General features: G+C 54.4%; 8 protein-coding genes, 2 tRNA genes and 3 rRNA genes. 10 read left to right on the forward strand and 3 right to left on the reverse strand.

The features are described from left to right. Positions 1-71 precede the first annotated feature (71 nt). Positions 72-509 (reverse strand): universal stress protein, encoded by a 438-nt coding sequence (locus tag CPter91_RS03830; protein ID WP_061937140.1) that lies wholly within the window; start codon positions 507-509, stop codon positions 72-74. A gap of 237 nt (positions 510-746) precedes the next feature. On the opposite strand from CPter91_RS03830, the gene CPter91_RS03835 reads away from it, so the two are divergent. The 10 genes from CPter91_RS03835 (at position 747) to CPter91_RS03880 (ending at position 10,746) form a co-directional block, all read left to right on the forward strand. Further along, positions 747-1,523, forward strand: a complete 777-nt coding sequence (locus tag CPter91_RS03835; protein ID WP_061937143.1) for an enoyl-CoA hydratase — start codon at positions 747-749, stop codon at positions 1,521-1,523. A 486-nt stretch (positions 1,524-2,009) separates the two neighbouring features. Beyond that, a 16S ribosomal RNA gene (locus CPter91_RS03840) occupies positions 2,010-3,538 on the forward strand. Between the two features lie 123 nt (positions 3,539-3,661). Beyond that, positions 3,662-3,738: transfer RNA gene (locus tag CPter91_RS03845), tRNA-Ile, on the forward strand. Between the two features lie 9 nt (positions 3,739-3,747). Further along, positions 3,748-3,823 (forward strand) — tRNA-Ala (locus CPter91_RS03850). A gap of 346 nt (positions 3,824-4,169) precedes the next feature. Then, positions 4,170-7,043 (forward strand): 23S ribosomal RNA (locus CPter91_RS03855). A 193-nt stretch (positions 7,044-7,236) separates the two neighbouring features. After that, positions 7,237-7,349: ribosomal RNA gene (rrf, locus tag CPter91_RS03860) — 5S ribosomal RNA — on the forward strand. Together the 16S, 23S and 5S rRNA genes with 2 tRNA genes alongside form the textbook arrangement of a ribosomal RNA operon. A 169-nt stretch (positions 7,350-7,518) precedes the next feature. Further along, positions 7,519-8,097: a Holliday junction branch migration protein RuvA gene (gene ruvA, locus CPter91_RS03865; RefSeq protein WP_061937146.1), complete on the forward strand. Its 579-nt coding sequence runs from the start codon at positions 7,519-7,521 to the stop codon at positions 8,095-8,097. A gap of 92 nt (positions 8,098-8,189) precedes the next feature. Then, positions 8,190-9,248, forward strand: a complete 1,059-nt coding sequence (gene ruvB / locus CPter91_RS03870) for a Holliday junction branch migration DNA helicase RuvB (RefSeq protein WP_061937149.1) — start codon at positions 8,190-8,192, stop codon at positions 9,246-9,248. Between the two features lie 52 nt (positions 9,249-9,300). Further along, a complete protein-coding gene (locus CPter91_RS03875) occupies positions 9,301-9,753 on the forward strand; it encodes a YaiI/YqxD family protein (protein ID WP_061945826.1) in 453 nt (150 codons plus the stop codon). A gap of 150 nt (positions 9,754-9,903) precedes the next feature. Beyond that, positions 9,904-10,746 carry a 2-keto-4-pentenoate hydratase gene (locus CPter91_RS03880; RefSeq protein ID WP_061937152.1) on the forward strand — a complete coding sequence of 281 codons (843 nt, stop codon included), beginning with the start codon at positions 9,904-9,906 and terminating at the stop codon, positions 10,744-10,746. 135 nt (positions 10,747-10,881) lie between these two features. On the opposite strand, the gene CPter91_RS03885 is transcribed toward CPter91_RS03880, so the two are convergent. After that, complete coding sequence (locus tag CPter91_RS03885; RefSeq protein WP_061937155.1) at positions 10,882-11,343, reverse strand: DUF2147 domain-containing protein; 462 nt, start codon at positions 11,341-11,343, stop codon at positions 10,882-10,884. A 70-nt stretch (positions 11,344-11,413) separates the two neighbouring features. Then, positions 11,414-14,248: a valine--tRNA ligase gene (locus CPter91_RS03890; RefSeq protein ID WP_061937158.1), complete on the reverse strand. Its 2,835-nt coding sequence runs from the start codon at positions 14,246-14,248 to the stop codon at positions 11,414-11,416. Positions 14,249-14,436 lie beyond the last annotated feature (188 nt).

Here is a 14,436-nt window from a genome sequence, read left to right on the forward strand (position 1 = left end):
TGGGCCGGATTCGCTGCAATGTGAATCGAATCCGGCCGGAGCGCTTGATCAGAATGTCCTTGGCCTGCGCCTTAGCGCAATACCAGCACCGGAATGGTCGAATGCGCCAGCACCCGCTGTGTTTTGCTTCCAAGAAATAGTCGGCTGAGGCCGCTGCGCCCATGCGAAGCCATGAAAATCGCATCGCAATGGTGTTTTTCTGCGGCGCTGATAATTTCCTCATCAGGATTGAAGGCTTGCGCCGTCAGCATTTCGCAGCCGACGCCGGCGATTTTTGCGGCGTCGGCCACTTTCTGTACGTTCAGCTTAGCCAGCGCCAGCATGTTTTCTTCGTAGGTGCCGGGGTCGGTGGCCATGCTGCTTTCTGCCATCGGCGAGAACGGATAGGGCTCGGCGACGGACAGGGCGATGATCCTGCCGCCGCTGAATTTTGCAAATTCAATCGCTGTATTGATGGCCTTTTCCGACAAATGAGAGCCGTCGGTGGGCACAAGAATGGTTTTGAACATGGCTTGCCTCCTTCTAGTAAAGGGGTGTCGGTCAAAATCTGGCGATCTTGTCGGTAATATAGCAACTCTGTACATCTATATAGACAGTGCACAAATTGAAAGATTCCTTGGGGCAGCCGTATTGCAGATTTGCAATATGGTCATCCTAAACCTTATCTGACTTAGCGGCGCTACAATTAAGTACGGTTCAACATACGTAATCAACAGTAATCAACATACATAAAGATAGGATCTGTAATGACATACGAAAATATTCTGGTTGAGACCCAAGGAAAAGTCGGCTTGATCCATCTGAACCGCCCCAAGGCGCTGAACGCCCTGAATGACCAGCTGATGACGGAGCTGGGCCAGGCTCTGGTCAAGTTCGATGCCGATCCGGAAATCGGCTGCATTGTCCTGACCGGGAGCGACAAGGCTTTCGCCGCCGGCGCCGATATCGGCGGCATGGCTGAGCTGAGCTATATGGATGTCTATAAAGGCGATTACATCACCCGCAACTGGGAGCAGATCCGCAGCGTGCGCAAGCCGGTGATTGCCGCGGTGGCCGGTTTCGCCCTGGGCGGCGGCTGCGAACTGGCGATGATGTGCGATTTCATCATTGCCGCCGACAATGCCAAGTTCGGCCAGCCGGAAATCAAGCTGGGCATCATTCCCGGCGCCGGCGGCACGCAGCGCCTGCCGCGTGCGGTATCGAAGTCGAAGGCCATGGACATGTGCCTGACCGCGCGCATGATGGATGCCGTCGAAGCTGAGCGCGCCGGCCTGGTGTCGCGCGTGGTGCCGCTGGAAAGATTGCTGCAGGAAGCGCTGGAAGCGGCGATCGTGATTTCCTCGATGTCGCTGCCGGCCGTGATGATGATCAAGGAATCGGTCAACCGCGCCTATGAAACCACCCTGGCGGAGGGCATCAATTATGAGCGCCGCCTGTTCCACAGCACCTTCGCTACAGAGGACCAGAAGGAGGGCATGCAAGCGTTCCTGGGCAAGCGTCTGCCTGTTTTTAAAAATATTTAACAAAATGCTTGCCACCAACGGGAGGGATTGCTATAGTTCGCCTCCCGTTGAGAACGACGCGAAATAAACGAATGAGCGGCAAGAGATTGAGGCTGATTTGGTAGCGAAGTTTGAGGGAAATAAAGCGGGTTGCAGGTTGTGTTGGAAGTAAAAAGTTTTTCGGTGAGAAGTAAAAAAGTAGTTGACGAAAAACTTGAAACGCTACATAATCTCATCTCTCTGCTGCTGACAAACAAAACGATTTGACAGCGACGCGAACCGGGTGACTGGTGACGCGAAGTAGAAGGTTCTTTAACAATTAACAGTCGATAAGTGTGGGCGTTTGATGGAAGTGCAGCGCTGCTGATGTAAATCAGGAGCGTATAACTTAAAACATTAAATGTTCACAAAAGAAGAAAATAGGCGCTTTCGAGAGGAAGTGGCCTGTCAGTATTTTGAGTGAGCGATAGCAGAGATGCTAGGCAGCAATGCCACAAAACAGAGATTGAACTGAAGAGTTTGATCCTGGCTCAGATTGAACGCTGGCGGCATGCCTTACACATGCAAGTCGAACGGTAACAGGGAGCTTGCTCCGCTGACGAGTGGCGAACGGGTGAGTAATATATCGGAACGTACCTTTGAGTGGGGGATAACTAGTCGAAAGATTAGCTAATACCGCATACGATCTACGGATGAAAGTGGGGGATCGCAAGACCTCATGCTCATAGAGCGGCCGATATCTGATTAGCTAGTTGGTGAGGTAAAGGCTCACCAAGGCTTCGATCAGTAGCTGGTCTGAGAGGACGACCAGCCACACTGGGACTGAGACACGGCCCAGACTCCTACGGGAGGCAGCAGTGGGGAATTTTGGACAATGGGGGCAACCCTGATCCAGCAATGCCGCGTGAGTGAAGAAGGCCTTCGGGTTGTAAAGCTCTTTTGTCAGGGAAGAAACGGGGGTCCTAATACGGTCCCCTAATGACGGTACCTGAAGAATAAGCACCGGCTAACTACGTGCCAGCAGCCGCGGTAATACGTAGGGTGCAAGCGTTAATCGGAATTACTGGGCGTAAAGCGTGCGCAGGCGGTTATGTAAGACAGGTGTGAAATCCCCGGGCTTAACCTGGGAATGGCATTTGTGACTGCATAGCTAGAGTGTGTCAGAGGGGGTAGAATTCCACGTGTAGCAGTGAAATGCGTAGAGATGTGGAGGAATACCGATGGCGAAGGCAGCCCCCTGGGATAACACTGACGCTCATGCACGAAAGCGTGGGGAGCAAACAGGATTAGATACCCTGGTAGTCCACGCCCTAAACGATGTCTACTAGTTGTCGGGTCTTAATTGACTTGGTAACGCAGCTAACGCGTGAAGTAGACCGCCTGGGGAGTACGGTCGCAAGATTAAAACTCAAAGGAATTGACGGGGACCCGCACAAGCGGTGGATGATGTGGATTAATTCGATGCAACGCGAAAAACCTTACCTACCCTTGACATGTACAGAATCCCGAAGAGATTTGGGAGTGTTCGAAAGAAAACTGTAACACAGGTGCTGCATGGCTGTCGTCAGCTCGTGTCGTGAGATGTTGGGTTAAGTCCCGCAACGAGCGCAACCCTTGTCATTAGTTGCTACGAAAGGGCACTCTAATGAGACTGCCGGTGACAAACCGGAGGAAGGTGGGGATGACGTCAAGTCCTCATGGCCCTTATGGGTAGGGCTTCACACGTCATACAATGGTACATACAGAGGGCCGCCAACCCGCGAGGGGGAGCTAATCCCAGAAAGTGTATCGTAGTCCGGATTGTAGTCTGCAACTCGACTACATGAAGTTGGAATCGCTAGTAATCGCGGATCAGCATGTCGCGGTGAATACGTTCCCGGGTCTTGTACACACCGCCCGTCACACCATGGGAGCGGGTTTTACCAGAAGTAGGTAGCCTAACCGTAAGGAGGGCGCTTACCACGGTAGGATTCGTGACTGGGGTGAAGTCGTAACAAGGTAGCCGTATCGGAAGGTGCGGCTGGATCACCTCCTTTCTAGAGTTTGCATGAAAGTTAAGCGTCCACACTTATCGTCTGTTAATAAAGAAGAACAGGTATCGGTCAAAGGCTGCGGCGTGAAAGCGCTGAAGTTGATGGTAGGCTCGTACTGATCCAAGCGGGTCTGTAGCTCAGTTGGTTAGAGCACCGTGTTGATAACGCGGGGGTCGTTGGTTCGAGCCCAACCAGACCCACCATAAAGTTTCGGGGGTTTAGCTCAGCTGGGAGAGCACCTGCTTTGCAAGCAGGGGGTCGTCGGTTCGATCCCGTCAACCTCCACCAAGTTTCCTTGGTGAGAAGAAGCGTGAAATATCAAACCTAAGTCGGTGCAGCGAATGCAAATTCGGGCATGTGCTGAGATTTAGGTTTGGTCTTTTTAAGATCATTGGTAATGCCGTTCTTTAACAATCTAGAAGAAGTAGTAAAGATTCGTCCATGACAAGACATTGTTATGGATGGGTATGATTGTATCAAATCAAAAAGTATGTAAAGAGTTCTCAAAAGACTCCATGAGCGCAAGCTGCATGGAGAATGCGATAACACTTTGGATACGGCAAACGCTAAACTCATAGAAATACCTCTATAACCGCTTTTTAGCTGTGAACGCAGCTAGAAGCTAACGTTATAGGGACAAGTGAATAAGTGCACATGGTGGATGCCTTGGCGATATCAGGCGATGAAGGACGTAGTAGCTTGCGATAAGCTGCGGGGAGCTAGCAAACAAGCTTTGATCCGCAGATTTCCGAATGGGGAAACCCGGCCCTAGTGGTCATTGCATGCTGAATACATAGGCATGCAAAGCGAACGCGGCGAACTGAAACATCTAAGTAGCTGCAGGAAAAGAAATCAACCGAGATTCCCAAAGTAGTGGCGAGCGAAATGGGAACAGCCGCAAGTTTTAGCAGTGGACATAGTAGAACGACTTGGAAACGTCGGCCATAGAGGGTGATAGCCCCTTATACGAAATGATCATTGTGGAACTAAGCTTGCAACAAGTAGGGCGGGACACGTGTAATCCTGTCTGAACATGGGGGGACCATCCTCCAAGGCTAAATACTCGATATCGACCGATAGTGAACCAGTACCGTGAGGGAAAGGCGAAAAGAACCCCGGAAGGGGAGTGAAATAGATCCTGAAACCGTGTGCATACAAACAGTAGGAGCGGACTTGTTCCGTGACTGCGTACCTTTTGTATAATGGGTCAGCGACTTACATTCAGTGGCAAGCTTAACCGTATAGGGAAGGCGTAGAGAAATCGAGTCCGAATAGGGCGTTCAGTCGCTGGGTGTAGACCCGAAACCAAGTGATCTACTCATGGCCAGGATGAAGGTGCGGTAACACGCACTGGAGGTCCGAACCCACTAATGTTGAAAAATTAGGGGATGAGCTGTGGGTAGGGGTGAAAGGCTAAACAAACTTGGAAATAGCTGGTTCTCTCCGAAAACTATTTAGGTAGTGCCTCAAGTATCACCATCGGGGGTAGAGCACTGTTATGGCTAGGGGGTCATCGAGACTTACCAAACCATTGCAAACTCCGAATACCGATGAGTGCGAGCTTGGGAGACAGACGCCGGGTGCTAACGTCCGACGTCAAGAGGGAAACAACCCAGACCGCCAGCTAAGGTCCCAAAGATTGGCTAAGTGGCAAACGAAGTGGGAAGGCTAAAACAGTCAGGAGGTTGGCTTAGAAGCAGCCATCCTTTAAAGAAAGCGTAATAGCTCACTGATCGAGTCGTCCTGCGCGGAAGATGTAACGGGGCTAAGCCAGTCACCGAAGCTGCGGATATCAATTTATTGATATGGTAGGAGAGCGTTCTGTAAGCCTGCGAAGGTGTCTTGTAAAGGATGCTGGAGGTATCAGAAGTGCGAATGCTGACATGAGTAGCGATAATGGGGGTGAAAAGCCCCACGCCGTAAGCCCAAGGTTTCCTGTTCAACGTTCATCGGAGCAGGGTGAGTCGGCCCCTAAGGCGAGGCAGAGATGCGTAGCTGATGGGAAGCAGGTTAATATTCCTGCACCGTCGTTAGATGCGATGGGGGGACGGATCGCGGAAGGTTGTCCGGGTGTTGGAAGTCCCGGTTCCTATATCAGAGAAGGCTGTTAGGCAAATCCGGCAGCGTAATTCAAGGGTATGGGACGAGCCAATTTATTGGTGAAGCAATCGGAAGTGGTTCCAAGAAAAGCCTCTAAGCTTCAGTCTAACGAGACCGTACCGCAAACCGACACAGGTGGGCGAGATGAGTATTCTAAGGCGCTTGAGAGAACTCGGGAGAAGGAACTCGGCAAATTTGTACCGTAACTTCGGGATAAGGTACGCCCCGGTAGTTTGACTGGCCTGCGCCAGAAGGACGAAAGGGCTGCAATAAAAAGGTGGCTGCGACTGTTTAATAAAAACACAGCACTCTGCAAACACGAAAGTGGACGTATAGGGTGTGACGCCTGCCCGGTGCTGGAAGATTAAATGATGGGGTGCAAGCTCTTGATTGAAGTCCCAGTAAACGGCGGCCGTAACTATAACGGTCCTAAGGTAGCGAAATTCCTTGTCGGGTAAGTTCCGACCTGCACGAATGGCGTAACGATGGCCACACTGTCTCCTCCCGAGACTCAGCGAAGTTGAAATGTTTGTGATGATGCAATCTACCCGCGGCTAGACGGAAAGACCCCATGAACCTTTACTGTAGCTTTGCATTGGACTTTGAACCAATCTGTGTAGGATAGGTGGGAGGCTTTGAAGCGGGGACGCTAGTTCTCGTGGAGCCAACCTTGAAATACCACCCTGGTTTGTTTGAGGTTCTAACCTTGGTCCGTTATCCGGATCGGGGACAGTGCATGGTAGGCAGTTTGACTGGGGCGGTCTCCTCCCAAAGTGTAACGGAGGAGTTCGAAGGTACGCTAGGTACGGTCGGACATCGTGCTAATAGTGCAATGGCATAAGCGTGCTTAACTGCGAGACTGACAAGTCGAGCAGGTACGAAAGTAGGACATAGTGATCCGGTGGTTCTGTATGGAAGGGCCATCGCTCAACGGATAAAAGGTACTCTGGGGATAACAGGCTGATTCCTCCCAAGAGTTCATATCGACGGGGGAGTTTGGCACCTCGATGTCGGCTCATCACATCCTGGGGCTGTAGCCGGTCCCAAGGGTATGGCTGTTCGCCATTTAAAGTGGTACGTGAGCTGGGTTTAAAACGTCGTGAGACAGTTTGGTCCCTATCTGCCGTGGGCGTTGGAAATTTGAAGGGGGCTGCTCCTAGTACGAGAGGACCGGAGTGGACGAACCTCTGGTGTACCGGTTGTCACGCCAGTGGCATTGCCGGGTAGCTAAGTTCGGAAGAGATAACCGCTGAAAGCATCTAAGCGGGAAACTTGCCTTAAGATGATATTTCCCGGGAACTAGATTCCCCTAAAGGGTCGTTCGAGACCAGGACGTTGATAGGTCAGGTGTGGAAGCGTAGTAATACGTTAAGCTAACTGATACTAATTGCCCGTGAGGCTTGTCCCTATAACCTTAGCAGGTTATATGATGAGCTTATTTGTTTGCCAAGGTGACTATCCTCAACAGATAGCAACACCGTTTGGACATTCATACCCAACCGGTCACACACACCCTTGTGTGGCCGGTATAAAAAACTACTTCTTCTAGATTGCGTTGTTTGTTGCCACTACAGTGGAACAAGCAGCGGTTACAAGTTATGCCTGATGACCATAGCGATTTGGTACCACCCCTTCCCATCCCGAACAGGACCGTGAAACGAATTTGCGCCGATGATAGTGCTGCAACCAGTGTGAAAGTAGGTCATCGTCAGGCTTTTATTAAAAAACCCTCTGCTCCTTACCGGACAGAGGGTTTTTGCTTTGCGCAGAAATCCTGCGTTTCCCTTCATTTTCTGCAATTTCCGTATTCCCGCAAGAAAACTACTGTGTTTTTAACCAGTTGTCCTGTATGATTCATTGATTCACATTAAGGCCATACCGCGATGATAGGTCGTCTTTCAGGCATTCTGCTCGAGAAAAATCCACCTCAACTGCTGATCGACTGCAACGGCGTCGGTTATGAAGTCGGGGTGCCGATGAGCACTTTCTATAATCTGCCGGGACTCGGCGAAAAAGTGGCGTTACTGACCCATCTGGCAATACGCGAAGATGCGCACGTGCTGTATGGTTTTGGTACTGCTGAAGAGCGGAATGTCTTCAAGCAGCTGATCAAGATCAGCGGCGTGGGCGCCCGCACCGCGCTTTCGATCCTGTCAGGCATGTCAGTGCACGATCTTGCTCAAGCAGTGACTTTGCAGGAAGCCGGACGGCTGACCAAAGTGCCTGGCATCGGCAAGAAAACCGCCGAGCGTCTGCTGCTGGAACTGAAAGGCAAGCTGGGTGCGGATCTGGGGCCGGTTGGTAGTCCTCATGGCAGCGAAGCCAGCGGCGATATCCTGAACGCCTTGATTGCATTAGGTTATTCAGACAAGGAAGCCATGCTCGCGCTCAAGCAGCTGCCGGCGGATGCTACCGTGTCGGAAGGTATCAAACTGGCATTGAAAGCGCTGTCCAAGCTGTAGGGTTGCGGAACAAAACAGAATGATTTGTCTTTTATTGGCGTAGCGTGGTTTTTTTCTATATTTAATCGCCGCACACTGGCTACAATCCGATCATGAGTATCCAAACCGACGATTTCACCGAACAGCGCATCATTTCCGCCACGCCGGCATCGCCGAATGAAGAGGCGATCGAACGCGCATTACGGCCGAAACAGCTGGACGAGTATGTCGGCCAGGAAAAGATACGCGACCAGCTGCAGATATTCATTACCGCAGCGCGCCAAAGACGCGAAGCGCTGGACCACACGCTGTTGTTCGGCCCTCCCGGACTGGGAAAAACCACCCTGGCGCACATCATCGCGCGCGAAATGGGCGTCAACCTGCGCCAGACTTCTGGGCCGGTGCTGGAACGCGCGGGCGATCTGGCTGCGCTGCTGACCAACCTGGAGGCCAACGATGTCCTGTTCATCGACGAGATTCACCGCCTGTCGCCAGTGGTGGAAGAAATCCTGTATCCGGCGCTGGAAGATTATCAGATAGATATCATGATTGGCGAAGGTCCCGCTGCGCGCTCGGTGCGCCTCGACCTCCAGCCTTTCACCCTGGTCGGTGCGACCACGCGCGCCGGCATGCTGACCAATCCTTTGCGCGACCGCTTCGGGATTGTCGCCCGCCTGGAGTTCTATACGCCGCAGCAGCTGGGTAAAATCGTTACCCGCAGCGCATCGTTGCTGGGGGCGCCGATCATGGATGATGGCGCTTTTGAAATCGCCAAGCGCAGCCGCGGCACGCCGCGCATTGCCAACCGCTTGTTGCGCCGCGTGCGCGACTATGCGGAAGTCAAAGGCAACGGTGAAATCACCAAGGCGATGGCGGACGCCGCGCTGGTCATGCTGGATGTCGATCCGGTCGGTTTCGACATCATGGACAGGAAATTGCTGGAAGCGGTGCTGTTCAAGTTCGGCGGCGGTCCGGTCGGCCTGGACAACCTGGCGGCGGCGATCGGCGAAGAGCGCGACACCATCGAAGACGTGCTGGAGCCATATCTGATCCAGCAAGGTTATTTGCAGCGGACGCCGCGTGGCCGTATCGCGACACCCGCGGCGTATACGCATTTTGGCGTCAGCGCGCCGCGCACCGGGCCGAACGGTGAGCTGTGGGGGCAAAATTAATCCGCTGCGGAAGGCAAATGCGGCCGATGCAGCAGGCGGCCAGTCCGCCGCCATGCAGATCTGGGTTGACGGCGATGCTTGTCCGAACGTCATCAAGGAAATCCTGTACCGGGTCGCCGAGCGCTTGCAGATCACGGTGACGCTGGTGGCCAACAAGCTGTTGCGGGTGCCGCCTTCACGCTTCATCAAGGCGTTGCAAGTGCCGGCCGGCTTCGACGTGGCCGACAATGAAATCGTCAGGTTATTGCAGCCTGGGGACCTGGTCATCACCGCGGATATTCCGCTGGCGGCCGATGTCCTGGCAAAAGGCGGGAAGGCACTGAATCCGCGCGGCGAGTTTTATACCGAAGACAACATCCAGCAGCACCTGACGATGCGCAATTTCATGGAGGAATTGCGCGGCAGCGGGGTCGAAACCGGCGGTCCGACGACATTCAGTCAAAGCGACCGCCATCTGTTCGCATCACAGCTTGATCAGTTTTTGCAAAAATCGCGAATTCGATGATCGTTTCTAATCGCGGCTGATAGCCGCAAATGCGCGGGTATCGTGCCGTCCCGCGATGCAGGTGCCGAAATGCTAATGTTTCGGAGCTTGTGCAAAAATTAAACGTCACAGACAATACGATAGTCTTCACTAATAGTGTGCAAGTCAACCATGCTTATGTCTACCAAAGCTAACCGTTATGCCCATCAGCTTTTGGACGCGCGAGCGCAAGCCAAACTGATGCCCCTGCTGTCCGAAGCCGACGCCTTGTCAGTGATGGATGGCTATGAGATCGGCAAGCGGATCCTGGACGCGAGTATCGGTCAGGGTTCCAATCCGGTCGGACGCAAGCTCGGATTCTGCAATCGCAATATCTGGCAGAAATACGGCATTGCGGAATCGATCAGCGCACCGATCTGGGCGCATATCTTCGACACCACGGTGCGTTATGCGGAAGATAACCGCGGCATCCAGAGCCTGGAAGGAGCAGTGCAGCCGCGCATAGAACCTGAGGTGGTGTTCAGTCTGGGCCGGACGCCGGCGCCGGACGCCAGCCTGGAGGAAATCGCCGATTGCATCGAATGGATGGCGCATGCCTTCGAAATCGTGGTCTGCCCATTCCCTGACTGGAAGTTTGAAGCGGTGGATGCCATCGCCGCCTTCGGCCTGCATGGCACACTGATCATCGGCGAACCGCACGTATTGTCGAGCGCGACCCGGCGCAACCTGGCCAGCATGCTGGCCAACGCCAGCGTTTCGCTGTCGTGCTGCACCGAAGATTCGGTTACCTTGTGCGGCGCCGGTTTCGGCAGCGATGTGCTGGACAGTCCGGTGCACGCCTTGTGGCATTTGCACCAGGTGCTGAACGCCCATCCGGAATTCACGCCTCTGCAGGCCGGGGAAATCATCACCACCGGCACCTGGACCGATGCCTATCCGGTGCAAGCCGGGCAGACCTGGGTCACGGCGTTTTCCGGCATTGCGCTGCCGGGCCTGACGGTGTCTTTCGTGTAGGCGACACCGCTGCATATAGACAGCCATGCTGATAGCGCTATCAGCGCCAGCCAAATAAAAATGCCGTTCAGCCCAAAGCTGGAACGGCATTTTTTTACGCCTGCGGCAAGCCGTGGCGACTCATCAGAACAGAACTTACTCCTGACGCAGCCAGGTTTGCGTACGGCCCAGCATCGGCACGCCGATATAGCCGCGCACGTCGAGCTTGGCGCCATTGTCTTGCAGCGTCATCTTGCTTTTGTAGACCTTGCCGTTATCCGGATCAAGGATCTTGCCGCCGTTGTATTCGCTGCCATCCTTTTGCATGCCGGTGATGATGGTCATGCCCAGGATAGGCTGATCCTTCAGTTCGCCTTCGCATTTGACGCATTTCGGATTCTGGTCCTGGTCCGGATCGCGCAGCAGCTTCTCGATCTTGCCGATCAGGACGCCGTTGGATTCGGTAATGCGTATCAACGCTTTTGGCTTGCCGGTGTGATCGTCAATATTTTTCCACAGGCCGACTGCTGAGCTAGGGTCCTGGGCGAAAGCACCGCCGGCCAGCATGGCGCTGCCGGCGACTGCAGTGAATACAAGCCGCATCAAAAGTTTATTCATTCTTCGTCTCCTGGTATCTGTTGCACCGGCTGCAGCCATTGCCAGCCGGTGTCATCCTATTATTAAGAAATCAAGATACTTTTAATTTTGCAAACTGTTCGCGCAGTTTTTCAAGGGTACTCGAAAAATTCACCAGGCGTTCCCGCATCTGTGCAACCACCTGTGCCGGTGCTCTTGCCACAAAACTTTCATTGCCCAGCTGGGTTTCGGCTTTCGCCATCTCGCCTTCAATACGAGTGATTTCCTTGCCTAAACGTTCCCGTTCAGCTGCAACATCGATTTCTACCTTGAGCAGCAGCTTAGCATCGCCAACTATCGAGACCGGCGCCGGCGATTCGGGTAGAGTCTCTACTACTTGCACTTCTGATAATTTCGCCAGTGCTTGCAAGTATGGTGCAAACGACAGCAAGGTCGCCTGCTGTTCGGCGGAGCCGGCGATGATCAGCGGCACCCGCAGCGCAGGCGACAATTGCATTTCACCACGCAGGTTGCGGCAGGCATCGGTCAGCGACTTCAACTGGGTCATCCAGGCTTCCGCGCTGTCGTCGATCTTTTCCAGGTTCGCTTCCGGGTAAGGTTGGCGCATGATGGAGTCGCCAGCCGGATCCAGCACCTTGCCGGTCAGCGGCGCCACGCTTTGCCACAAGGCTTCGGTGACGAACGGGATGACCGGATGCGCCAGGCGCAAGACGACTTCCAGCACGCGCAGCAAGGTGCGGCGGGTAGCGCGCTGCTGGGCTTCGTTGCCATGCTGGATCTGCACCTTGGCGACTTCCAGGTACCAGTCGCAGTATTCATCCCAGACGAATTTATAGATGGCCGAAGCGATATTGTCGAAACGGTAGTCGGCGAAACCCTTGGCGACATCAGCTTCGGTGCGCTGCAGCAGCGACACGATCCAGCGGTCCGCTTGCGAGAATTGCAGGTTTTCCTTGTCGCACACACCAGGCGTATGGCCTTCGAAACCGCAGTCCTTGTCCTCGGTGTTCATCAGCACGAAGCGGGTGGCGTTCCACAGCTTGTTGCAGAAGTTGCGATAGCCGTCGCAGCGGCCGAGGTCGAAATTGATATTGCGGCCGAGCGTCGCCAGCGAAGCGAAGGTAAAGCGCAGCGCATCGGTGCCGAAGGCAGGGATGCCGTCGGCGAATTCCTTGCGGGTCGCCTTGGCGATGCGTTCCGCGTCCTTCGGCTTCATCAAGCCAACGGTGCGCTTGGCGACCAGTTCTTCCAGCGTGATGCCGTCGATCAGGTCGATAGGGTCAAGCGTATTGCCCTTCGACTTCGACATCTTCTGGCCGTTGCCGTCGCGTACAAGGCCGTGCACATACACGGTCTTGAACGGCACCTTGCCGGTGAAGTGGGTGGTCATGATCACCATCCGCGCCACCCAGAAGAAGATGATGTCGAAGCCGGTGACCAGCACCGAGGACGGCAGAAACATCTTGTAGTCCGGCGTTTCTTCCGGCCAGCCCAAGGTCGAGAACGGCACCAGCGCTGATGAGAACCAGGTGTCGAGCACGTCGTCGTCGCGCCGCAGCGCGCCGGTGTAGCCGGCGGCGGCAGCCTTGGCTTGCGCTTCCGCTTCATTGCGGGCGACATAGATCTTGCCGTCGTCGGCATACCAGGCCGGGATTTGATGGCCCCACCACAGCTGGCGCGAAATACACCAGTCCTGGATATTGTTGAGCCACTGGTTGTAGGTGTTGTTCCAGTTTTCCGGAATCATCTGGATTTCGCCGTTGGCGACTTTTTCCAGCGCCACTTCGGTAATCGACTTGCCCGGGAAATGCGTGCCTTCCGGCGCCGCCTTGCTCATCGCCACGAACCACTGGTCGGTCAGCATCGGTTCGATCACGACGCCGGTGCGGTCGCCGCGTGGCACCATCAGCTTGTGCGGTTTCACCGATTCCAGCAAACCTTGGGCCTCCAGATCGGCAACGATCTGCTTGCGCGCCACGAAGCGATCCATGCCTTGATATTGGACAGGGCCGTTTTCATTGATCTTGGCGTCCAGCGTCAAGATGGTGATTTGCGCCAGCTTGTGCCGTTGTCCCACTGCATAGTCGTTGAAGTCGTGCGCCGGCGTGATCTTCACGCAGCCAGTGCCGAATTCCTTGTCGACATAGCTGTCGGCAATGACCGGGATTTCGCGATCGGTCAGCGGCAGCTTGAGCATCTTGCCGACCAGGTGGATATAGCGTTCGTCGGTCGGATCGACCGCCACCGCAACGTCGCCCAGCAAGGTTTCCGGACGGGTAGTCGCCACCGTCAGATGGCCGCTGCCGTCGGCGAACGGATAGCGGATATGCCACATCGAACCGTCTTCTTCTTCCGACAGCACTTCCAGTTCCGAGATGGCGGTGCCCAGCACCGGATCCCAGTTCACCAGGCGCTTGCCGCGATAGATCAGACCTTGTTCGAACAGGCGCACGAATACTTCAACCACGGTGCCGGACAGCTTGTCGTCCATCGTGAAATACTCACGGCTCCAGTCGGTGGAGGCGCCCATGCGGCGCATCTGGCCGGTAATGGTGGAGCCGGATTTTTCTTTCCACTCCCAGACCTTTTCGACGAATTTCTCGCGGCCGAGGTCATGGCGCGATATCTTTTGCGCATCGAGTTGCCGTTCGACCACGATTTGCGTGGCGATGCCGGCGTGATCGGTACCGGGAATCCAGGCCGTGTTATAGCCGCGCATGCGGTGGTAACGGGTCAGGCCATCCATGATGGTCTGGTTGAAAGCGTGTCCCATGTGCAGCGTGCCGGTGACGTTGGGCGGCGGCAACTGAATGCTGAAGGAAGGCTTGTCGGCGTCGGTGCTGGCGGTGTAGTACCCGCGCTTTTCCCATTCCGTACGCCAGAATTGTTCAATCTCGGCAGGGTCGAAAGACTTGGCTAATTCCATGATTTATTGGGGTTCTTTGCGAAAGCGATCTAAAACGATGATTATAAAGTACGCGGCCGGATGGCTCCTAACATTGGCGGCCGGGAAGCATGGTTTTTTGACGTAAAAACAATCGTGTGGACGGATTTGCCACGGAAGCCGGCTTCTATACTTGATCCGGGATAAGGAAACCCGGATTTTCGATATAC

It is taken from the genome of Collimonas pratensis, from assembly GCF_001584185.1.
Classification (GTDB): domain Bacteria; phylum Pseudomonadota; class Gammaproteobacteria; order Burkholderiales; family Burkholderiaceae_D; genus Collimonas; species Collimonas pratensis.